Below are 23,119 nucleotides of genomic sequence, written 5' to 3'. Positions count from 1 at the left end.
GACCCTATGCTGCGACAGGACGGAAATTGGGAAAGTCCCAATCCCGGCCAGGGGCGGCCTGTAACAACGACCGGGTGTATTCATGTTGCGGTGCACCCAAAACTGCGCCGGTCAGCCCGTATTCCACAACCTGCCCGCGTTGCATCACCGCGACCTCATCGCAGATTTGCGCGGCCACGCGCAGATCATGGGTGATGAACAATATCGCGATTTGCGTGCGCTCTTGCACCTCTGCCAAAAGGTCCAGAACCTGGGCTTGCACCGAGACATCAAGCGCCGAAACCGCCTCGTCTGCGACCAGCAGGTCAGGCTCCATCGCCAAGGCCCGGGCAATCGCGATCCGCTGACGTTGTCCGCCCGAAAACATATGCGGGTAGCGCGCTGCAGAAGAGGCCGGCAGCCCCACCAATTCCAGCAACTCTGCAGCACGGGCGCGTGCCGCCGCACGGGGCATGCCGTAGTTCACTGGACCTTCGATAATGCTGTCTTCGACACTGATACGCGGGTTCAACGAGCGGTAGGGGTCTTGAAACACCATTTGCGTCTTTTTGCGCAGCGGATGCAGCCCGGTGCGGTTCAGCCCGGAAATCTGCTCTCCGCCGACGCGGATTCCGCCCGAAGATGGATCGATCAGGCGCATTACACAGCGCGCGACGGTGGATTTTCCCGAACCGCTTTCGCCCACAATGCCCAACGTGCGCCCGGCTTTCAGCTTCAGATTGACCTCGCGGGCGGCATGGGTGGTTTTGGATTTTGCAAAGACCCCGCCGCTGCCGTAGATTTTGTTCAGCTCTGTCACCTCCAGCGCGGTGGCGCGTTCCACGACCGGCCGGGCCTTGCGCGGTACCAAGGACGGGACCGAGGCCAATAGCTTGCGCGTATAGTCTTTCGATGGGCGCGCCAGAATATCCATGACCGGCCCATGTTCGACCAAATCGCCACGGTTCATCACATAGACCCGGTCCGCAATTTCTGCGACCACGCCCATATCATGGGTGATGAACAAAACCGCAGTGCCATGTTTGACCTGCAAGTCCTTGATAAGTTTTAAAATTTGCTTTTGCGTAGTGACATCCAACGCGGTCGTAGGTTCATCAGCAATCAGCAGCTTGGGTTCCAAAATCAGCGCCATAGCGATCATGATACGCTGGCGCTGTCCGCCCGACAGTTGATGCGGATAGGATTTTGCAATCCGTTCAATATCGGGCAGGCCGACATGATTCAGTATCTCCATCACACGTGTATGCGCCTCGGCGTTGGACAGTTTGGTATGGGCTTGCAAAACCTCGGAAATCTGATCGCCCACTTTCATCACAGGGTTCAGCGCGGTCATCGGCTCTTGGAAGATCATCGACATACGGCTGGCGCGGCGGTCGCGCAGCTGTGCAGGCGACAGATCCAGAAGGTTTTCGCCCTCCAGTAGGATTTTTCCTGATGTCACTTTCAGCGTGCCTTTGGGCAACAGGCCCATCGTTGACAAAGACGAAACTGACTTGCCAGACCCGCTTTCACCAACCAGACAGACTGTCTCACCGGCGTTGATGTGCAACGAGATCCCGCGAACGACCGTCGCGCCGTCTTTCTGATCGACGCTGACATGCAGGTCTTGGATGTCCAGAATGCTCATCTCAATTCTCCCGTTTGCCCATGCGTGGATCCAAGATATCGCGGGCGGCATCACCCAAAAGGTTGATCGACAAGATGCACAGTGACAGCGCGACACCGGGCCATAAGATCAGGGACGGTTTCAGCTGAAAATAGATCCGCGCCTCGGCCATGATATTGCCCCAGGTGGGGGTTTCGGTACTGACGCCCGCGCCCAGAAAGGACAAGATCGCCTCCGTCAGGATCGCCGATGCGCAGACATAGGTGGCCTGAACCGTCAGCGGTGCAAATGTGTTGGGCATCAGGTGGCGCCACAAAATCCGCGGCATCGAAGTTCCCAGCGAAATCGCTGCTTCAACATAGGGTTCCTCGCGCGCCCCCAACACAATAGAGCGGACCAGTCGCACAACGCGGGGAATTTCGGGAATGGTGATCGCCGCCATCACGGTCCAGATCGATGCGCCCATCAGCGACACGATCGCAATTGCCAGCAGGACCGACGGCATGGCCATCAACCCGTCCATGATCCGCATGATGATCGCATCCGCGACCCGGAAAAAGCCTGATACCAGACCGATTGCAAGCCCCAGAACCACGGCCATCACGGTCACACCCAACCCGATTAGCAACGACACACGCGCGCCATAAATCACCCGCGACAGCAGATCGCGGCCATAGGCATCCGTGCCCAACAAGAAGTCCGGTCCCGGTGGTTTCAGCCGCATGATCGGGTTTTGCGCGATCGGGTCATGTGGCGCGACCCACGGCGCCAAAAGCGCGCCCAGGACGATCAATGCCAATACAACAGCGGCCAAGATCGGTGCAATTCCCACATGGGCGGTGATCTTGCGGGTAAAGATCGGAAAGGCAGCCCGCAAAGTTTTCTCGGCCATCAGTAGCGGATCCTTGGATCAAGAAGGGAATAAGATAGGTCAATCAACAGGTTGACCAAAACGTAGATGCCAGAGGTCAATAGGATCAGCGCCTGAATGACGGGGTAGTCACGCGCAAAGATACTGTCGACTGTCAGCCGTCCCAGACCAGGGATGTTGAACACAGATTCAGTGACCACAACGCCCGAAATCAACAGGGCAAATCCGGTCCCGATCACGGTCATCACTGGCACTGCGGCATTGCGCAGCGCATGGCGAAACAGAACGCGCTTTTCCGTCAACCCTTTGGCGCGGGCGGTGCGAACGTAATCTTCGCCCAGCACATCAAGCAAGCTGGCGCGGGTCATCCGTGCAATCAGCGCTATATAAATCGACGCCAGTGTCAGCGCCGGCAGAACGGAACGCGCGGCAAAGCCCGCAATATCTTTGGACGGCGCCACATAGCCCTGCACCGGCAACCATTTCAAATCCAGGGCGAAGAGTTTGATCAGGAGATAGCCAATGACAAATACCGGGATGGAAAACCCCAACACCGAAAATGTCATGACGATATGATCAATCCAGGTTTTATGTTTCCACGCGGCCACTACGCCCATTGGTACGGCAATGATGACCGAAAGCGTGATGGTGATCAAAGCAATCCAGATTGTGGGCCACATCCGGTCGGCGACGAGATCCAATACCGGCTTTCCCGAAATCAGCGACGTGCCAAAATCACCGCGCAGTAAATCACCCATCCAGCCGAAGAATTGCACGGTCAGCGGCTCATTTAATCCCAGCGAGGTTCGGATCCGCTCCAGCTGCTCTGGCGTGGCCATATCGCCTGCCAGAATGGCAGCCGGATCGCCTGGGGTAAGCCGCAGCAGCAAAAACACAAAGACGGCCACGACCAGCATCACCGGAATGGCGGCAAGCGCGCGGCGTAACAGATAAAGCATTGGGGGTCCTTCCGGTCGGACGGTCTGCGAAGGGCAGATCCGGTCAGGAAGTGAGGGCCGCCACAGCGCCCCTCACGGTCATCGCCAAAACGATCAGTTTGAAACGCTTTTCTCAAGGCCCCAGAAAATTGGGAACGGGGCTTCGCTGACACCGGACAACGTGTCGGAACGCCATGCCGAGGGGGAGTAATACTGACCAAGGTGGATGTAATTCACATTGTCCATCACATGGGCCTGAATCTGTTCGGCTACGGATTTTTGTCCGTCCAAATCAGTTGCAGCGGCATAATCGCTCAGCAAGCCTTCGATCTCCGGATCTTCGGGCCAGCCGAACCAGGCATTATCACCCCGCCCGTTCAACATGATATTGGCCAGTGGGTTCGACACTTCGGGCACGATCCAGTTGGTGAAAAACATGTTCCACCCACCTTCTGCAGGATCGGCCTGGCTCGCGCGGCGGGTGACCAGCGTCTGCCAATCCATCGGCTGCATATCGACCTCAAATCCGGCCTCGCGCAGCTTTTGTGCCGCCACGATCGGTTGCGCAGTCAGTGTCACCACATCGGTGGGCTGCATCAACACGATTGGCGTGCCGTCATAGCTGCTTTCGGCCAACAGCGCCTTGGCTTTATCCACATTGCCGCCTGCGGTCAGATCCTCAGATCCATCGGCAAATTCCAGCGGCGTGTCGCAGCCGAAAATCGCCCCGCAGACCTTGAAATAGTCCGGGTTGCCGATCAGGGCAGTCAATGTGTCGATCTGGCTCATTGCGGCCAGCGCGGCTTGGCGGACTTTGATGTCATCAAAGGGCGGGTATTTGAAATTCATCCGACCAACCGCCACCGAACCAAGCGGTGATAAAACCGCATTGTCGATATCTGGCATACCATCCAAAATAGGTAGCAGATCGACCGGGACGGCTTCCATAAAGTCGATCTCGCCATTCATCAGCGCGTTGATTGTGGTTTGTGCATCCGGCATCGTGACCCATTCCACACGATCCACATTGACCACCTTGGCACCCGAGAACCAGCTTTGCGGCCCGTCAGAAGGAACATAATCGTCAAATTTCTCATACACGACCTTCACACCGGGCTGAAATTCATCCGCCATGAATTTAAATGGGCCAGAGCCCACCAGCTCGGTAATCGCCTGATCTGCTGGGGTATTTGCCAAACGCTCTGGCATCATAAACAGGGCCAATGACGAAACTTTGGCCATTGCTTCCAACGTATAGGGGAACGGCTCTGTTAAGGTCAGCGCAAAGCTGTTTGGTCCGGTTGCCTCTAGGCTTTGCATTTTATCGGCAATCATCTGCCCGCCGCCGTCGCGCTGCATCCAACGTTTTATCGACGCGATGCAATCGGCCGGGGTCACATCGCCGCCGTCATGCCATTTCAACCCGTCGCGCAGCGTGAATGTATAGGTCAGCCCATCGTCGGACAGTTCAAAATCGGCCATCTGCGGCGTGACTTCGAAATCAGAATTCAGCGCGACCAGCGTGTCAAACACCATAAAGGCATTGTCGCGGGTGATATGCGCGGTGGTGATCACAGGGTCGATCACCCGCAGTCCCGAGTGCATCACGGCGGTGATCGTCGTCTCGGCAAGGGCGGGCAGGGCGGTGCTTAGGCTAAGGGCCGTAGCTACGGTCAAACCCTTCCAAATAGCTGTCATCAGGCATCCTCTCTGTCGGTGCATCTGTTGGAATGTTTACGGCCTTGTCTTGTGCAAGGTTCTGGCATCAGCCTTGTCTGTGGCGTGGCAGAGTAAAAGCGAAACCCGCCAAATTGTCGACATGTTTACAAAGTGGGTAATATTTTTGCATATTAGCGGTCAAACCAGAGGCGCAAGAGGGTTCCCTTGGGGCAAGTCTTCCTTAGCGCCGGCTCAACGCACGCACGGTCTGCATCAGCGCGGGACCCATCGCGTGTTCAAAATTCGTCTCTGTCCAATCGGAAAGGATCGCAGTGATGGTCACCGCCCCCACGGGGGTGCCCTGCGCATTAACAACGGCGGCGGCGATGCCAATTTCACCCGGAAGCAGCTGTTCAGTGGCGATGATATAACCTTGCGAGCGGGCTTGGGCGACGCGCTCCATAATCGCGTCCTCTTCTAGCAAAGTCTTCGCGGTGAAGGCGCGTTTTTCCGACCGGCGCAAGATGTCACGGGCATCGTCTTCGGGCAGATGCGCCAACACGGCCCAACCAGATGAGGTGCATGACATCGGCACGCTCAGGCCAACCAACATTGCGTGCAAAACTTCACGCTTAGGCTGTAGGCGTGTCGCGTAAATCAAGCGTGTATCATCGACAAGGGACAGATCAACTCGCTCTTCTACCCGGCTGCGCAGATCCAATAACAAGGGCACTGCAGCCTGGATCAAAGGGTCCATACGCATCGCGTCAAAAATGTGATCATACAGCCGGACACCGGGCACAAATCCGCGGTCATGTCGGTCGCGTTTGATATATCCCAGCTTTCGCAGCGTATGCACAATTCGCTGTGTGGTGGACCGGTCCAGCCCGGTGATCGCAGCAATATCGCCCAGGCTAAGCGGGCGGTCGACATCATGAAAGGCCGACATCACCTGCATTGCGCGGGCGGCAGCACGCACGAACAGCGGATCAGGGGCGGCATCAGGGTCGGGCTGTGACAGGGCGTGGCGATCAAAATAATTGCTCAAATTTCGGTCCTTTGGCGTTCACGCTTTGCCTGAAAATTCAGCGGTCATAGCGGAAATTGGCTGTTGAGGCTGGGCAGTTGATTATGGGTTGTGCAGATCGTTTGATGAATTTCAATGATCATCATACACTATAACTGTATCATTAATCAATACATACGATGCGTGGCGACTCAGTCTGATTGGCCCTGTGTCGTGCGTGAACAACCGGCCTAGCCCGCTTATTTGGAAGGATATCGCATGACGGCTTTGCATGAACTCTCGGCGACGCAACTGGTGGCGGCCTATCGGGCAAAGGACTTGTCCCCGGTAGAGGTAACGCAGGCGGTCATCGCCCAGATTGAGCGGGGCGAACCTACGCTGCACGCGACCTATGCGTTTGACCCCGAAGCGGCGCTTGCCGCGGCGCAACAGTCAGAGGCGCGCTGGCTGAAAGGCACGCAAATTGCGCAAGGCGGGATCTGTATGGATGGTGTGCCGGCGACGATTAAGGAAAATATCGCCACCAAAGGCACGCCAGTGCCTTTGGGAACGGCCGCGACGGATCTGGTGCCGGCCACAGAAGATGGGCCACCGGCTGCGCGCCTGCGGGAGGCTGGGGCGATCATTACCGCGAAAACCACCATGCCTGAATATGGTGCGATGTCGTCGGGTCTATCCTCTTTTCACCCGCTGACACGCAACGCGTGGAATACGGCGATGAACCCCGGCGGCTCCAGCGCGGGGGCAGGGGCGGGCGGTGCGGCGGGCTACGGGCCGCTGCATGTGGGCACCGATATCGGCGGTTCCGTCAGGTTCCCGGCGGCATGGAACGGGCTTGTGGGATTGAAGCCGTCGCTTGGCCGAGTGCCGATTGCACCGCCCTATATGGGGCGCGCGGCGGGGCCGATGACCCGCACGGTAGCGGATTGCGCGATGATGATGGGTGTGTTGTCGCGCCCAGACCCGACAGGGCGCGACCATATGAACCTGCCGGCCAATGCAATCCAATGGACGGATTTGGACATTGATCTGACGGGCAAGGTGATTGGGCTGCAGTTGGACGCAGGCTGCGGTATGGATCTTGATCCGCAGGTGATCGCCCCGGTGCAAGCCGCCGCGAAATTGTTCGAAGCCGCCGGGGCGGTTGTTGAATATGTCGACCCATGGATGAGCGATGAGCTATTGCACGCGCTGGATCGTTTTTGGCGTATTCGTGGCGCCCAAGATGTCGCGGCACTTCGGCCTGATCAGCGCGAAAAAGTCCTGCCATTGTTCATGGAATGGGTCGCCCCGGCACGGGAGTGGACTGCCATGCAAGGCTTTGCCGATTACACCGCCTCGCTTGAGATCCGCGCGCGCACAGTTGCAGCCACCCATAGCTATGATTTCATGATATCGCCGGTGGCCGCCAATACCAGCTTTCCGGCGCAATGGGGTTATGTAACTAATGATGTGAACCGCGCGATGGATCAGATCGGCTTCACCTTACCCTATAACCTAAGCGAGCAACCCGCCGTCACGGTTTGCTGCGGATATGACAGCAATGGCGTGCCAATGGGCTTGCAGATTGCAGGTCGTCGGTTTGATGATCTGGGCGTATTGCAGGTCGCTAAGCTGTATGAACAGCTGCGGCCCAAAATGCGCCCTTGGCCGATGGCCTTCCCGAAATAGGCCACGAGTCGGGGTTTTGTTTCAATTTTACGCAGTATTTGGCGGGCCAAATTGGCCCGTCATCAATATCTTACCCATTGCAATTTAATAGGAATATTTTTCAATCCAAGGTTGCTGGTGTCGCTCGCAAAAAAATGCACAGGTTGCGTTAACCCGAATGGGTGTAGGCCAATGTGAAAGCGGATCACAAAATTGGATATGTGAATGACGGCTGTGAAATCCCGGAGCCTTGGGGCCACAATCTGGGCGGTGCTGGCGATCCCGTTGGGGGTCATTATGATCACAGGCGGTATGCTGATCGTTGAAAACTGGCGTATATGGTCGGATGCGTCGCGGGTGTCGCGGCAAATGGTTGTCGTGGCCGCGCTTAGCAATCTGGTACATGAACAACAGCGCGAACGCGGCGCGACCAGCTTGTTTTTAAACTCCAGGGGGGCACAATTCGGGCCAGAGCTGGCGGCACAGCGTGACAAAACCGATGAGCGCAGCGCACAGCTTCGCACGGTGCTCGACACCACCGCCCAGCGCGATATCAGCGATAAGGTCGGTACGGTCCTGGCTCAGATGCAGCAGGATTTGTCGCGCCGCCCGGCCTTGCGTATACAAGTAGATGCGCAAACGATTTCGCCAAAGGATGCGGTTGAATATTACACCGGATTGAACGCGCAAGCGTTGAGCATCATTGGAAATATTGGCGCCCAAAGCGCCCAGGCCGAGATCGCATCGGCTGTTTCGGGGTTTTCATCCTTTTTGGCGGCGAAGGAACGTGCTGGCATCGAACGCGCGGTCGGGTCGGGCGGGTTTGCTGTTGGTGGCTTTGATGTGGCGCGGTTAATGGTGCTTGATAAATTGATTGCGCAGCAAGAGCTTGGGTTTACCTTTTTCCGCAGATATGCCGATGACGAACAGCTGGGCTGGCTGGCGCAGATTGACAATGCAGAGGCCACCAAGACATTGCAGACTATGCGCGATGTGGCTTTGGCCTTTCCGCAAACCGGGTCACTGGAGGGTGTTACGGGTCCGGAATTTTTCGCCGCCGCTTCAGAACGCATCACGCAGATGAAACAGATGGAAAACCGCCTGGCGGACCATATTATCGCTCGCGCCAATGCCATTCGTGCCGGGGCGCGCAATTTGGTGCTGTTGGCGGCGTTTGTGTCTGTAGCCGGGTTGTTTGTAACATTGATACTGGGGCGCCGCGCAATCCAGCGCGTGTCACATGATGTACGCGGGGTGATCATGGCGGCCGATAAAATGTCGGGCGGTCAGTTGGATGTCGTTATTCCAAATTCCTCATTGCAAGAGATGCTTGATGTCAGCACTGCGTTAGAGCATTTCCGCGCCAGTATCCTTGTCGCACAAGAACAAGAGGCCAAAGCGGCGGCAGATAAGATGCGGCGTATGCAAGAAGACGCAGATCGCAAACAGGCCTTGCGCGACGAGCGGGCCGCGCAGCAGGCGCGCGTGACCGAAGAGGAAAGAAAGGCGCGACAGGCGGAATTGGCGGTCATCGGTGAAATCAATCGTGTCGTCGCCAGCTGCGCGCGTGGTGATTTCACTCACCGCATCAATATGGCAGGGAAAATCGGTGTCTTTGCGGATATTTGCCAAGGCATGAACCAGATCAGTGATACGACCGATCAAGCATTGTCTGCGGTGCAGCGGGGGTTGCAACATCTGGCTGACGGCGATTTGACCTATCGCCTATCAGATGAATTCGATGGGATCTTTGCAGAAATGTGCCATGCGGCCAATCGGGCCAGTGAAGCTTTGGCACGGGCGGTGAACGGGATTAACCAATCGGCGCAAATGATCGAAAACTCTACCGGAGAGATCGGCGATGCTGCCGGTGACCTTGCCCGCAGATCCGAACAGAATGCGGCCATGTTGGAACAGACTGCATCAGCCTTGGAGCAGATGTCGGGCAGCGTGGCATCGGTGTCCAATTCCAGTGGTGAGGCCCGCGTGACGGTCAAAGATATCACGCAATGCGCCGAACATGGTCATCAGGTGGTGCAAGACGCCATCACCGCGATGGAGGCCATTCAGGCCTCGTCGGAACGTATTGAGCGGGTATTACAAGTCATCGACGACATTGCCTTTCAAACCAATCTTCTGGCATTGAACGCGGGGGTTGAAGCCGCCCGCGCAGGCGAGGCGGGGCGGGGCTTTGCCGTTGTGGCATCCGAAGTGCGGGCTTTAGCGCAGCGCTCGTCAGAGGCATCGCGCGAAATCTCAGAGATGATTACGACATCGGGCGAAAACGTTGGCCGCGGCGTCGGGATGGTCAATGCTTCAGGCACCGCCTTGTCCGAGATCGTCAGCGGCATTCGCAAAGTATTTGAACGGATCGAACAGATCGCAAATGCTGCCAAAGAGACCGAGGTCGGCATCAGCGAAATAGCTAAAGCCACGAATGAATTGGACCGCAGCACACAGCAAAATGCTGCCATGTTCGAAGAAACCAATGCAGCGATTGCGACATTGCGCAGTGAAACGTCTTCTTTGGTGGCTGAAGTGGCGATCTTTCAGATTGACAGTGCGCAGGCATCACGCGCCAAAGTGGCCTGAGATTTCAGGGAGGTAGCTGCCGTCGCGATTGCGGCCCTGTATGGGGTGTGACGCAGGTCGCACACCTATCGAATTAGACGAGTTGAATTTTCTTATCTTTTTAGTCAGGTATTGGCGATCCGCTTATATTTGAAAGACCGCGCTATGGCCTTCGCGTATACCACACCATCATTTCGTCCGCAGATGCGGGCCGAAGTGTCGCGTTTTCGGACGTTGCAACCGCTGGCATTCCGGCGGCTGACAGGGGTTGTGGCCGATGTCTGGCATGTCGCCGGCGAACAGGGGGGCGGCGGGTTTTATGTCTCTCCCGATCCGCGATTGGTGGTCTTTTTAGATGCGGAACCGCCTCAGCTTCAAGTCAAGACAGATCAGGCACGGTTGGAGCGCCCGCGTGCGCTATTCATCCCGGCAGGTGTGCCATTGTGGAGCCGACTGGACCGCCCCGCAACCCTAAGCCATATTGATTTCCATTTGGAACGCGGCGCATTGGGGCAGCGGTTGTCCCAACTGTCGACGGCCAGCCATGACACCCATCTTATTGCGGAGCGGTCACAGCTTTTGACCTTGGCGCGAATGGCCGCAGCCGAGGTTGAAGCCCCCTCCCGCACTGATCTGATGCTGGACGGCTTATTGACCGCATTGTTGGGCGACGTGCTGGGCCCGAAGGCGGATGCGCAAGGCGGTGATCTGCCAAAGGGCGGGCTGACCGCGTCCCATCGTGCAGCATTGATCGAATTTTTGCATTTGCATTTGGGGCAGCCGATCACGGTTGCGCAGATGGCGCAGGCTGTCGGCCTGTCGGAAAGTTGGTTCGCGCGCGCATTCAAAACCAGCTTTGACGAAACGCCCCTACGATATGTCGCGCAGATGCGCCTACAGGCAGCGCGCGATCTGATGACCGACCCATCGATGCATCTGGCCGATATTGCCTATGCCACGGGTTTTGCCGATCAGGCGCATTTGTCGCGCATGTTTCGGGCGCGGTTTGGTCAGCCGCCTTCACAATGGCGTCGGCGGATGCGGTGAAATTGTTGCAGGTGCGGTGGTCTGGTTCAAGACGTGAGTGAATTCTTGATCTAAACGCTCGGGAAATCCGTCCATCGATCTAATTTCTTGTGAGAGCTGTCATGCCACAAACCTCAAAATTGCCTTTGTTATTGCTGAGCGCCAGCGCGCTTGCGCTGCAAATCGGTGCAGCTCATGCACAAGAGGATATTGCGCTTGCGCCGATTGTCGTTGAAGGGCAAGCCGATCCAACCGCTGCCACCCCCGGCTATGTTGCCACGACCAGCGCGGCCACCAAAACCGGCACTCCGATCCTTGAACAGCAAGGCTCTGTCGCGGTGATCACGCGGGATGCGATTGAAGATCAGGGCGCGAGCAATATCGCCGAGGCATTGGGTTACACCGCCGGTGTTGTGACCGAAAACTATGGTAATGATCCGCGTTTCGATAGTTTCTATCTGCGCGGCTATGATCTGCAAAATAACGTCTATCTGGATGGGCTGCGGTTGCAGCGTTCTTTCCGGCCCGATTATGGCGCGCCTAGCTTTGAAATTTACGGGGTTGAGCGCGCAGAGCTGCTGAAAGGGCCGGCCTCGGTTCTGTTTGGCGCGGCCTCGCCGGCAGGCGTGCTTAATCTGGTGCAAAAACGCGCGAATTTGGTGGATACGTCGACGCAAATTGGCACTAGCTTTGACAACAATGGCTCTGCTGCGGTTTTTGCCGATGGCAATCGCGTGGTGTCCGATACATTCGCCTATCGCCTGACCGGGAAGCTGTCCAATACCAAGGGGGAGGTTGAAGAATTCGACAATCCGCATGGCTACCTGGGCATCGCGACCACCTATCAACCCACGGATAACACCACGGTTCAGGTTCTGGGGTCGTATCAGAAAGACGAACCCAAAGCGCCAACGGGCGTGCCCAACAGCTTTGTCGGGGAATATCCCGATGATGCGTTGCGCGGGTTCTATTTTGCCGACACCAGCGCCGATGACAGCGACCGCAGCATGGCCAATATTGGCGTGATCATTGATCATGATTTTGGCAATGGCTGGAGCGTGACCAACAGCACGCGTTTTTCAAAATTCACCTGGGATTACGGCACGCTTAGCGTGGGCACCCCCACGGGCACGATGGTGCCGCGCAGCTATTTAACGCAGTCTGAGGACACTTGGTCCCTGACCACAGATACGCGTTTGCAAGGTCAGATGCAGACCGGCGCGGTAGAACATAACCTGACGCTGGGTCTGGACGCGCGGCGGTTCTCTGAATCGGCGCTTACGGGGTTGTCGACGGCCAGTGGCATTGACTATGCCAACCCCAGCTATGGCAATGTGACGATCGGCGCGCCGTGGTATACGGCAGATAAGAATGTCGATGTCACGCAGGTTGGTCTGTATGCTCTGGATGAGCTGGAGTTGGGCAATTGGCGCGGATCGCTTGCGCTGCGTCATGATTGGAACCGCCAACGCGGGCAGAATGTGACCAATTATAGCACATCCGATCTGGACCGCGATGATAGCGAAACAACGGGCCGTGTTGGTCTGGGCTATGTGTGGGACAGTGGCGTATCGTCCTATCTGTCCTATGCGACCTCATTTGCGCCGCAGGCTGATACCGCGTTGAATGGTAAGCTGCTGAAACCCACCAAAGGCAAACAATGGGAGCTGGGTGCGAAATATGAACCCACGGGTTTTGACGGCTTCTTCAGTGCTGCGATCTATGATCTGACTGAGACGAACCGCAACAGTAATGTGATGATTGGTGGCGTGTCGGAGACGGTGCAGGTGGGTCAGGCCAATGTGCGCGGGCTGGAATTGGAAGGCGTGGCGCAATTGGCACAGGGCTGGACGCTGCACGGTGCCTATTCCTATGCTGATAGCCGCATCGATTCGGGCGAAAATGCCGGCAATGCGCTGTCCAATACCCCGGACCACAGTGCAAGCCTTTGGTTATCTTATCATATCGCGCAGGGCATGTTTGATGGTCTGACGCTGGGTGGTGGTTTGCGCTATATTGGCGAACGTTGGGCGGACAATGCCAATTCGCAGACGCTGGATGCGGTGACATTGGTCGATCTTGGCGTCAGCTATGATTGGATGGGCGCCACGGCGCGGTTGAATATCAGCAATCTGACAGATAAGGCCTATGTTTCGGCTGTTGGATTTCAAAGCACCTATTACGGCGATGGCCGCACGGTTGCTGCCAGCCTGACATACGATTTCTGACAATGGGACGGGCGCAGATCTCTCGGCGTGGATTATGCCGCGCTTTGACAAGCGGCTTACTGGGCTTGATGGTCGGGGGATCGGTGCGCGCGGGCGTGTCAAGGCGGCTGGTTGCGGTGGATTGGGCGATGGCCGAAACCGCGCTGTCGCTGGGGCATGCGCCCGTCGCCATAGCCGAACTGATTCAGTTTCGCAAAACCACAGCATGTGTTGTGCCGCCGGGCTGCGCCGATCTGGGCCTGCGCGGTGGTCCCAATTTTGAGGCGTTGCAAATGCTTGCACCTGATCTGGTGCTATCATCCAATTTCTATGGGTTTATCGGGCCGCAGTTGGGGCGAATTGCACCGGTTCTGGTGCCCGATCTTTTTGTGCCTGGCTCCGCGGTTTTGCCGCGGCTGCGTGCGGCGCAAACAGCATTGGCGCGGGCTGTCGGGGATCAGGACGCAGATCAGGCCCTGGCCACCCAGACCGAGGCAGAGTTTTCGCAGCTGGCCGCGCAGGTCGCATCCTATGCTGCCACGCCTGTTTGTGTGGTAACGATTGGCGATGCACGCCATGTGCAGATTTTTGGTGCAGACAGCCTGTACGGTGGTGTGGTCGACCGCTTGGGTCTGCGCAATATCTGGCGTGAACACACGCAGTTCGGCTTTAACGCCCCGGTGCCGATTGACCGGTTGCTTGATTTTGCCCCCGCACGATTATTGGTCGTCGGAGAGGTTCCGCCCAGCGTCGCAAAAGGTTTGTCGCAGAATATATTCTGGTCGCGTTTGCCGCAGGTGACATCTGGGCAGGTGACATGGATTTCCCCGTCTAACCCCTATGGCGGTATGGCCTCGGCGTTACGGTTTGCGCGGGCATTGGTGGCGGGGGTCATTCAATGACCTTATGGCGATATGTTGGCTTGGGCGCGATGATATGGTGCCTGGGTGCGATGTGGATGGCGCAGGCAATGGTGCCAATACCGGATTGGCCGCGCCCGCTGACCCCGGCCGCACAGCTAAGCCTGGATCAATTGCGATTTGCCTTTGGTTTTGCGCCGCGATTGGTTTTGGCATTACTGGTGGGTGCCGTTTTGGGCCTGTCAGGCGCGTTGATGCAGGCGGTCTTGCGCAATCCATTGGCGGACCCAACCACATTGGGCGTGGCAGGTGGAGCGCAATTGGCATTGGTTTGCGCCACGATCTTGATGCCCGATGTTTTGTTGTGGGGACGTGGGCCTGTGGCCTTTGCTGGCGCGGCGCTGACCACGGGGATCGTGATGATTTTGGCGGCGCGGCAAGGGTTTGCACCTGTCGGTGTGACCATTGCGGGGATGTTGATCGGGCTTTTGGCCGGTGCAGTTTCAACTGCGGTGACGCTGTCGCAGGGGCATTATCTGTTATCGTTGGTTCTATGGACCGGTGGATCGCTGGTCCGGGAGGATTGGTCAGGCATCTGGCGCATGGGCGCGGTGCTGGCCTGTGGTGCGATCGGGGCGCGGTTGATGTTACGCCCGATTGCCGTGATGGCGTTGGGATCGCAAACGGCCGTGGCGCTTGGCGTGCCGGTAGCGTGGCTGCGTGCGGGTGTGCTGCTTTTGGCGGTATGGCTGTCGGCCTCGGTGTCGGCCGAGGTGGGGCTGGTGGGCTTTGTCGGGCTTGCCGCGCCTGCGATGGCGCGCCGGTTGGGGGCGCGCCGTCCCGGGCAAATCTTGCTGGCGGGGGCCTGTATCGGTGCACTGCTTCTGGGAGTGATTGATCTGGCGTTGATCGCGGTGGCGCGTGGGGGTGGCCCGGCCTTGCCAAGTGGGGCGATGACGGGGCTTTTGGGCGGGCCACTGATGCTGTTGCTTCTACCGAAGGTCCGTGCGGCAATTGTGCAAAGCCACAGCGCCCCGCATCGGCGCGAACGTGCGGATTTATGCGTGTTCTGGCTCATTTGCGCGGGTGTTGCGCTGGCGGCGATCACCTTGGTCTGGGGGCGTGTGCCGCTGGGCTGGGGTATGTTGCCGACACAGCTTTGGCCGCAGATTGTGCCATTGCGCGCCATTGGCTTGCTTGCGGCGGGTGCTTCGGGTGCATTGTTGGCCAGCGCAGGGGCCGTGCTGCAGCGGTTGACGGCCAATCCGATGGCCGCGCCAGAGGTCTTGGGCGTCACCGGCGGTGCCTCATTGGGCTATGCGGCCGTGGTGTGGCTTGTGCCTGCGCCGGGGCCGATTGCGCTGGCTTTGGGTGCGGGCGTAGGCGCGGCCTGTGCCCTGGCGGTATTGTTGATCTGCGTGGCGCGTGCCGATCTGGGGGCCGCACGCGTGCTGTTGGCCGGATTGGCTGTGGGTGCGTTTTCATCGGCGGTTTTGGCGGTGATGACGGCAACGGGGGATCCGCGCGCATGGACGGTGCTGGGATGGCTGTCGGGCAGTGCGGCACGGGTGACACAGACGGGTGCGGTCGCGCTATGTGCCTTGGCGCTTTTGGTGTTGGGCGTGTTGATATTGGCGCGGCGTGTGCTTGAGATTTTGCCACTGGGCACGGGAATTGCGCAGGGGCTGGGGCTGCGCGGCGCCCGCCTGCGCATCGGTTTGATTTTACTTGCAGGTTTGGCCACGGGGGCGGCGAGTGTTCTGGTCGGGCCGGTCAGTTTTGTCGGTCTGATGGCACCGCATATCGCGCGCAGTCTTGGCCTTGTCCGGGCGGGCAGTTTCGTTGCCGGGGCGTGGATCTTGGGCGCGGTCTTGATGGTCCTCGCCGCATGGGGGGCGCGCAGCATGACCTATCCTTATGATTTGCCGCTTGGCTTATTTGCAACCTTGATTGGCGCGCCGTGGTTGATGATCGCGCTGCTCCGCAGGAGAGGGCTATGACGCTGTTTTCTTTGTCATCTGTGCAGTTCGACGTGCCGGGACGCAGGTTGATCGATGGCCTAAGCGTGGATGTCCCCGAAGGCCGTGTTACGGCGCTCTTGGGCCGAAATGGTTCGGGTAAATCGACCGTGATGCGGTTAATGTCGGGTCAGTCGCAGCCCAGCCGTGGCACGGTATCCTATCAGGGGCGGTCGTTGCCAGATTGGCGTGGGCGTGACCTTGCGCGGTCATTGGCCTATCTGCCCCAGGTTACCCCATCCACGGATGGGATGTATCTGCAAGAGCTGGTGGCACTGGGGCGATATCCGTGGTGTGGCGCTTTGGGCCGGTTGGGGCGCGACGACCACGCCGCCATCGACCGCGCGATTGATCTGTGCGGTATGGCGGGGCTGCGCGACCGCGATGTGTCGACATTGTCTGGGGGGGAACGTCAGCGCGGCTGGATCGCGATGATGCTGGCGCAAGGCGCACGGACGCTATTGCTGGATGAGCCGACATCGGCGCTTGATGTCGCCCATCAGGTTGAGGTCTTGGGCCTTGTCCAAACCATGTGCCATACACAGGGATTATCAGCGGTGATTGTTATGCATGATTTGAATATGGCCGCGCGCTTTTGTGATTACGCAATCGCGCTGGCGCATGGAAAACTGTGTTTTCAGGGGCCGATGGAACAGCTGCTACGCCCACCTATTTTACATCAGATTTATGGCCTGCCGATGCAGGTTGTGACTGGCCATCCCCATCCTTTGACCTATCCGATTGCCTAAGGACCATATCTATGCTGCGTCAGTTTATAGCCTATTATAAACCATATAAGCGTTTGTTTTTTCTTGATTTTGGATCGGCGGTCCTGTCCGGTCTGTTAGAGCTTGCCTTTCCACTGGCGATCACCGGTTTTATCGATCGATTGCTACCACAAGGTGATTGGTGGCTGACGGTGGCAGCCGCTGTGGTGTTGCTGGCGGTCTATGTTGTCAATTCTGGGTTGATGGCAGTGGTGATTTATTGGGGGCACATGCTGGGCATCAATATCGAAACTGAGATGCGTGCCCGTGCTTTTGGCCATCTGACCCGGCTTAGTTGGCGGTGGTATGACCGCGCGCGCACTGGCAAGCTGATCGCCCGTGTGACCCGCGATCTGGAAGACATCGGAGAGGTCGCCCACCACGGACCCGAAGACCTGTTCATCGCGGTGATGACCTTTGTCGGGGCCTTGTTGTTGATGATGATGATCCATCCGGGTTTGGCGCTGATCACCGTGTTGATCGTGCCTGTGTCGGTGGCGGTTGTGTCGGTTTATGGCGGGCGCATGACCCGGACATTTCGTGATATCTACAGCCGTATCGGCGCGTTTAACGTTCGGCTGGAAGAGGCTATCGGTGGTATCCGCGTGGTGCAGGCTTTCGCAAATGAGCGCCATGAAGAAGGGCTGTTTGCCCGTGACAATGCCGCATATCGCGAGACTAAGCTATCGGCCTATAAGGTCATGGCAACCTCGACGACGCTGCATTACATGGGCATGCGGTTTGTGCAGGTCGTGGTGATGGTTGCCGGAGCGGGGTTTGTATTGGACGGGTCGCTGTCGACCGGGGGGTTCGTGGGCTTTTTGCTGCTGGTGAATGTGTTCTTTCGCCCGTTGGAAAAGATCGCTGCTGTGATCGAAACCTATCCCAAAGGCATCGCAGGGTTTCGCCGCTATCTGGATCTGCTGGAAATTGAGCCAGAGATCTGTGATGGCCCGCAGGCGAAACCCGTCCCCAATCTGCGCGGTGATATCCGGTTTCAGGCGGTCGATTTCGCCTATGACGACAGTCGCCCCGTCTTACATGGCATTTCGCTGGATGTGACAGCCGGAGAGACAGTGGCCTTTGTTGGTGCCTCTGGGGCCGGGAAATCGTCCCTGCTGGCGCTTTTGCCGCGGTTTTACACGCCGACATCGGGGAAGATCACGGTGGATGGTCATCCGCTGGACACGATCACGTTAGAAAGCCTGCGCGCGCAAATCGGCTTGGTCAGTCAAGATGTGTTTTTGTTTGGGGGCACGTTGCGTGAAAACATCGCCTATGGTCGGTTGGGTGCAACCGAGGATGACATTTTGCACGCCGCCGCCAAGGCCCAGCTGACCACGATGATCGAGGCATTGCCACACGGGCTTGATACCATCGTGGGTGAACGCGGTGTCACCCTTTCGGGGGGGCAAAAACAGCGGGTTGCGATTGCGCGTGCCTTCTTGAAAAACCCGCCGATCCTTATTCTGGATGAGGCGACCTCGGCACTTGATAGCCAGACCGAGCGGGAAATCCAATCCGCGTTGGAGGCACTGTCTGAGGGGCGCACCACATTGGTGATCGCGCATCGTCTGGGCACGATCCGCAATGCAGATCGTATCGTGGTGATGGATCACGGGGCGATTGTGGAAACCGGCAACCATGCCGATTTGATCGCGCGGGCCGGTGCTTATGCGGCGCTGGCCGCCTGACTGGGATTGTCCCAGCGGGCCATACGCCTTGGGCGTGGGGCCCGCGTCACACCATGCCGATGATGGCGGCCCGTTACCAATATGCGGCCGCCATGAAACGGGTTTTGGCAAGGCCCTTCGCCAGCAGCATCTTGCGTGCGGCCTTCGCCAGATCAGCTTGTGCAGCAAACCAAACAAAGCCATCTTCGCCAGCCTGAATGCCGGCCAGATCTTGCAACAAATCCGGACTATAGGTCGCGTTTTCAGGCAGATCTTCGGCAGGGGCTGACACCCAAATATGCACAGGCACCGACGCCAATTCCATGATGCGCCGTATGGCGGGCAAGGCGGTTTCATCACCTAATAAATATAGCGCAGCGCCGCTGGGGCAAAAGCCGCCGCCCGGGCCCAACAGGCCCACTGGCTGCCCGATTGGCATGGTCCGAACCCAGTCACAGGTTGGGCTGCCGGGATGGTCGAAAATGTCGAACTCCACCCAATCTTCGGCCTGTGCCGACACGGTGTAGACCGCACGATGCGGCGCATCGTTGCCCTCGGGCCAATCTACGCGGCCTTTCTTATTGATCCGGGGCCAGACAGGGGCAGAAGAATCGGCCGGGATCAGCAGACGAAAATGCAGCCCGCCGCGCGCGAAACGGTCCGCATCTGGCAATGTGCCAGGCTGCGCGCGCACCCGCACCCGCCAGAACCCCGCAGAAATCCGGTTCACCCACGCCACCTGCATCACCGACAGGCCCGGCGCCAATGCGCCTGCTGCCACATCGTCCCAAGCGATCGCCAAATCCTGCGCAGACAGCAGCTCTGTCAGATTGTCTTGCACCATACGGATCAACCGATCCTCTGGCGCGGCCAGCTGCACCAGTGCCGCGCCGCCGTCATGTGTCAGCGTGACCAGACACCCCCAAAGCGACAGCTGCAACCGACCCGGCGTTTCAGTCAATTCACAGCCGTAATCCTGCCCCCGCAGTTTGATCAGCGCCTGTGCTGCGGCGGCGCCGGTGATGATTTGCCCGTTCGTGCTGAAGCTTTGCGTAAGTGACATGACTGGCCCTTAAATATCCCCAAGTAAAATACTCGGAAATACAAGTGAACGCCAGAGCCGACGGCGCTAATGCCCGCCCATCTTTTGCTTGATTTGGCGTAGCATCAGCCAAACGCCGCCGATCACCAAAGGCGTCAGCCCGGCAACCATCATTTCCTTGGACAGGCCGATTTCCTTGGCAATCGGATAGGTCAGATAGCCGCATAGGCTGACGGCGTAATAACTGATCGCGACAACGGATAACCCTTCGACCGTATGCTGCAACCGCAACTGCAGGTCAGAGCGACGGTCCATGCTTTCCAGCAGCTTTTGATTTTGCGCCGAGCGTTCGACATCCACCCGGGTGCGCAGCAACTCGCCCGCGCGGGCTGCGCGCGTCAGCATCGTCGACAAGCGTCGTTCCGCAGATTGCACGGTGCGCACCGCAGGATCGTAGCGACGGCGGATGAATTCGCCCAGCTTCTGGCGCCCTTCAAACCGGGTCTCGCGCAAAACCGCGACCCTGTCGCGCAAGATCGCCTCATAGGCGCCGGTGGCTCCAAAACGGAAACTATGTTTTACGGCCAATGTCTCCAGTTCTGCCGAGATCGCCAAAAGCGCGTTTAATGTCTGATCGGCGGGCTGCGATTCATCGCCCAGTTGGCCGACCATTTCAGATAGATCACTGTCGAGCGCATTCAGCCGTTTGGTCAGTTCCCGGGCCTTTGGCAGGCCCAGCATCGACATGGCACGATAGGTTTCAATTTCACAAATACGCTGAACAACACGGCCAATGCGTCCGGACCCGGTGCCTGGGCGCACAAACAGCGCAAAGCGCATCTGTCCGGCCTCATCAATGCGGAAATCCCCGGCGATCACGGCAGCGCCTTCCAATACCCATGTGCACACAAGACTTTCTGCGACGAACCAATCATCAAGCATCGGCCCGATGTCCATGTGGTCTTCGGGCAGGGGTAGAATACGGATATGCACGGCGCACAGGCGTTTACCCGGCGCCTGCGCGATCCAGTCATCGGGAAATACATCAGTTTGCGCCGGATCAAACGGCCGCTCAGATCCGCCGGGCGTATGCGACAGATAGGTGACGAATTCGGTATGGCTTTCCCATTTCAACGTCGACCGACCAATGTCGCCAGTATAATGGGCCGCCCCCTCATTGGCGGGCGTGGCACCATTGCGGCGCAGCAATTCATTCAGATGCGCCAGATCCAACGCGCGATCGCGGTTGGCCGCATCAACTTGTTGTTTGACCGCTGTATAAACGACATGCGCGGGAACGCCGATTTTGGGATAGGGGCGCGCGTGAAGTTCATTGACCAAAGCATAGCGCTGCGGGTGATCGTCAAATGGGCTCATGGGAAATCTTTGCTTATTTGTTTTCCCAGAAATAGCTGACATTTCCGTGAAGTAAATATTATTGATTAACAATTTCAGAGATTTATCTGCATGCAATGGTGCACAACCCGTGATGTCCGCCCACTCCCCCGCCCAGACAGCGCATGCAGGGCGGGTGGCACCAGATAAGTGGGTAAAATGTTAGCGCTGACGCCGCGCGGCAAAGGCCAGACGTTCAAACAGATGCACATCTTGTTCGTTTTTCAACAAGGCACCATGCAGCTTGGGTAACAGGCTGCGATCATCGCGTTTCATGTCTTCGGGCGACAGATCTTCGGCCAGCAACAGCTTCAACCAATCCAATACTTCCGAGGTGGAGGGCTTTTTCTTCAACCCTGGCGTGTCACGAATATCATAGAACTGTGTCAGCGCCTCTGTCAGCAGTGCGGGCTTCAGATTGGGGAAATGCGCGGCCACGATCTGGCGCATCGTGTCGGCATCGGGAAAGCGGATATAGTGAAAGAAACACCGGCGTAAAAATGCGTCTGGCAATTCTTTTTCGTTGTTCGATGTGATGATCACCACAGGACGTTTCTTGGTGCGCACCAATTCGCCTGTTTCATAGACATGGAATTCCATCCGATCCAGCTCTTGCAGCAAATCATTGGGAAATTCGATGTCTGCCTTGTCGATTTCATCGATCAGCAGCACCACGCGTTGGTCACTGTCAAAGGCCTGCCACAGTTTTCCGCGGCGGATGTAATTGCCGATGTCTTCCACCTTTGGATCGCCCAGCTGGCTGTCACGCAGCCGCGATACGGCGTCATATTCATACAGTCCTTGCTGTGCGCGGGTGGTGGATTTGATGTTCCACTCGATCATCTGAAGACCCAATGAGGTGGCGACTTGGCGCGCTAGCTCGGTCTTGCCGGTGCCGGGTTCGCCCTTCACCAACAGCGGCCGCTGCAAAGTGACGGCTGCATTGACCGCAACCGTCAAATCTGGCGGTGCGATGTAACTTTCCGTTGAGTGAAATTCCAATTCTCTCTCCAAGATTCGGTCCATCTGACATGGCGCCCACGTTTTCGTGGGTTATTTTTGTGGCAAATGCATTCGGCCTTGCCTGCATATTCATCTTTGCTGCATTCTTAATCGCGGGCGCAGACATACTGGTGACAAGTCCAAGTGGTTACGGTATTCGAGCGCCACGGAATGCAACCGAGGAGGGTTTGTGTTCCAGACGACAAGGGTAAGGCACCATAGAAAGGCCAGTGATGAAACCCGAAATTTTTCTTCCGGATGATTATCGCCCAGGTGAGGACGAGCCGTTCATGAATGATCGGCAGCTTGAATATTTCCGCCGCAAGCTTTTGACATGGAAAAATGAGCTGCTTGAGCAATCTGCTGAAACGCTTGAGGGCCTGTCCGAATCTGCACGCGCCGTTCCTGATATTGCGGACCGCGCGTCAGAAGAGACCGATCGCGCACTGGAATTGCGCACGCGGGACCGTCAGCGCAAGTTGGTCGGCAAGATCGATGCCGCCATTCGTCGTATTGACGAAGGCGATTATGGCTATTGCGACAAGACGGGCGAGCCGATCTCTTTGCGGCGGTTGGATGCACGTCCCATTGCGACGATGACATTAGAGGCGCAAGAGCGTCACGAACGCCGTGAGCGAGTGCATCGCGACGATTGATATTCCCGTTAATCGGGGGGCATCCGTGCGCTTGGTCATTACGGGCACGGGTTCGGTGGTTGGTTGAATTTACCACAGTCCGCTTGCGCTGCGCGGTGCGGTGCGGTTTGTGGTCAATTCACCACATGGACAAGGACGCACCGGCACTTGA

General features: G+C 57.7%; 17 protein-coding genes. 9 read left to right on the top strand and 8 right to left on the bottom strand.

Annotation, left to right across the window (positions count from 1 at the left end):
• Positions 1 to 4: 4 nt before the first annotated feature.
• The 5 genes from BFP70_RS04725 to BFP70_RS04705 all read right to left on the bottom strand — a co-directional run bounded on the left by BFP70_RS04725 (position 5) and on the right by BFP70_RS04705 (position 6,122).
• Positions 5 to 1,627 carry an ABC transporter ATP-binding protein gene (locus BFP70_RS04725; protein WP_066010216.1) on the bottom strand — a complete coding sequence of 541 codons (1,623 nt, stop codon included), beginning with the start codon at positions 1,625 to 1,627 and terminating at the stop codon, positions 5 to 7.
• Between the two features lies 1 nt (position 1,628).
• Positions 1,629 to 2,498 (bottom strand): ABC transporter permease, encoded by an 870-nt coding sequence (locus BFP70_RS04720; RefSeq protein WP_066010215.1) that lies wholly within the window; start codon positions 2,496 to 2,498, stop codon positions 1,629 to 1,631.
• Complete coding sequence (locus tag BFP70_RS04715) at positions 2,498 to 3,436, bottom strand: ABC transporter permease (protein WP_066010214.1); 939 nt, start codon at positions 3,434 to 3,436, stop codon at positions 2,498 to 2,500. Before BFP70_RS04715 ends, BFP70_RS04720 begins: the two co-directional genes overlap by 1 nt.
• A gap of 93 nt (positions 3,437 to 3,529) precedes the next feature.
• Complete coding sequence (locus BFP70_RS04710; RefSeq protein WP_066010213.1) at positions 3,530 to 5,113, bottom strand: ABC transporter substrate-binding protein; 1,584 nt, start codon at positions 5,111 to 5,113, stop codon at positions 3,530 to 3,532.
• A 202-nt stretch (positions 5,114 to 5,315) separates the two neighbouring features.
• Positions 5,316 to 6,122: an IclR family transcriptional regulator gene (locus BFP70_RS04705; RefSeq protein WP_218059649.1), complete on the bottom strand. Its 807-nt coding sequence runs from the start codon at positions 6,120 to 6,122 to the stop codon at positions 5,316 to 5,318.
• Positions 6,123 to 6,359: 237 nt separating this feature from the next.
• Between BFP70_RS04705 and BFP70_RS04700 the strand changes: the two genes are divergently transcribed.
• The 8 genes from BFP70_RS04700 (at position 6,360) to BFP70_RS04665 (ending at position 18,894) form a co-directional block, all read left to right on the top strand.
• Positions 6,360 to 7,772 (top strand): amidase, encoded by a 1,413-nt coding sequence (locus tag BFP70_RS04700; protein ID WP_066010212.1) that lies wholly within the window; start codon positions 6,360 to 6,362, stop codon positions 7,770 to 7,772.
• Between the two features lie 204 nt (positions 7,773 to 7,976).
• On the top strand, positions 7,977 to 10,343 hold the full coding sequence (locus tag BFP70_RS04695) for a methyl-accepting chemotaxis protein (RefSeq protein ID WP_066010211.1): 2,367 nt from the start codon (positions 7,977 to 7,979) through the stop codon (positions 10,341 to 10,343).
• A gap of 144 nt (positions 10,344 to 10,487) precedes the next feature.
• Positions 10,488 to 11,369 carry an AraC family transcriptional regulator gene (locus BFP70_RS04690; RefSeq protein WP_083217353.1) on the top strand — a complete coding sequence of 294 codons (882 nt, stop codon included), beginning with the start codon at positions 10,488 to 10,490 and terminating at the stop codon, positions 11,367 to 11,369.
• 101 nt (positions 11,370 to 11,470) lie between these two features.
• Entirely contained in the window at positions 11,471 to 13,576 is a 2,106-nt protein-coding gene (locus BFP70_RS04685; protein WP_066010210.1) for a TonB-dependent siderophore receptor, read from the top strand.
• 68 nt (positions 13,577 to 13,644) lie between these two features.
• Entirely contained in the window at positions 13,645 to 14,457 is an 813-nt protein-coding gene (locus BFP70_RS04680; protein WP_066010263.1) for an ABC transporter substrate-binding protein, read from the top strand.
• Positions 14,454 to 16,415 carry a Fe(3+)-hydroxamate ABC transporter permease FhuB gene (fhuB, locus tag BFP70_RS04675; RefSeq protein ID WP_066010209.1) on the top strand — a complete coding sequence of 654 codons (1,962 nt, stop codon included), beginning with the start codon at positions 14,454 to 14,456 and terminating at the stop codon, positions 16,413 to 16,415. The genes BFP70_RS04680 and fhuB overlap by 4 nt, the downstream gene beginning before the upstream one ends.
• Positions 16,412 to 17,182: an ABC transporter ATP-binding protein gene (locus BFP70_RS04670; protein ID WP_066010208.1), complete on the top strand. Its 771-nt coding sequence runs from the start codon at positions 16,412 to 16,414 to the stop codon at positions 17,180 to 17,182. The genes fhuB and BFP70_RS04670 overlap by 4 nt, the downstream gene beginning before the upstream one ends.
• 11 nt (positions 17,183 to 17,193) lie before the next feature.
• The gene (locus BFP70_RS04665; protein WP_066010207.1) at positions 17,194 to 18,894 is read left to right on the top strand and encodes an ABC transporter ATP-binding protein; all 1,701 of its coding nucleotides are present in this window, start codon (positions 17,194 to 17,196) and stop codon (positions 18,892 to 18,894) included.
• Between the two features lie 73 nt (positions 18,895 to 18,967).
• Here BFP70_RS04665 and BFP70_RS04660 read toward each other — a convergent pair whose 3' ends face one another.
• The 3 genes from BFP70_RS04660 to BFP70_RS04650 form a co-directional block, all read right to left on the bottom strand.
• Positions 18,968 to 19,936 (bottom strand): siderophore-interacting protein, encoded by a 969-nt coding sequence (locus BFP70_RS04660; protein WP_066010206.1) that lies wholly within the window; start codon positions 19,934 to 19,936, stop codon positions 18,968 to 18,970.
• 66 nt (positions 19,937 to 20,002) lie between these two features.
• Positions 20,003 to 21,292, bottom strand: a complete 1,290-nt coding sequence (locus BFP70_RS04655) for a DUF3422 family protein (RefSeq protein ID WP_066010205.1) — start codon at positions 21,290 to 21,292, stop codon at positions 20,003 to 20,005.
• A 180-nt stretch (positions 21,293 to 21,472) separates the two neighbouring features.
• A complete protein-coding gene (locus BFP70_RS04650) occupies positions 21,473 to 22,312 on the bottom strand; it encodes a MoxR family ATPase (protein ID WP_066010204.1) in 840 nt (279 codons plus the stop codon).
• Positions 22,313 to 22,545: 233 nt separating this feature from the next.
• On the opposite strand from BFP70_RS04650, the gene dksA reads away from it, so the two are divergent.
• Positions 22,546 to 22,968 (top strand): RNA polymerase-binding protein DksA, encoded by a 423-nt coding sequence (dksA, locus tag BFP70_RS04645; RefSeq protein WP_066010203.1) that lies wholly within the window; start codon positions 22,546 to 22,548, stop codon positions 22,966 to 22,968.
• Positions 22,969 to 23,119: the final 151 nt, after the last annotated feature.

The organism is Thioclava sp. SK-1, assembly GCF_001705665.1.
In the GTDB taxonomy this organism is placed as follows: Bacteria; Pseudomonadota; Alphaproteobacteria; order Rhodobacterales; family Rhodobacteraceae; genus Thioclava.
Note: the sequence above shows the minus strand (reverse complement) of the source record. Positions and strands in the feature narration are given on the sequence as shown.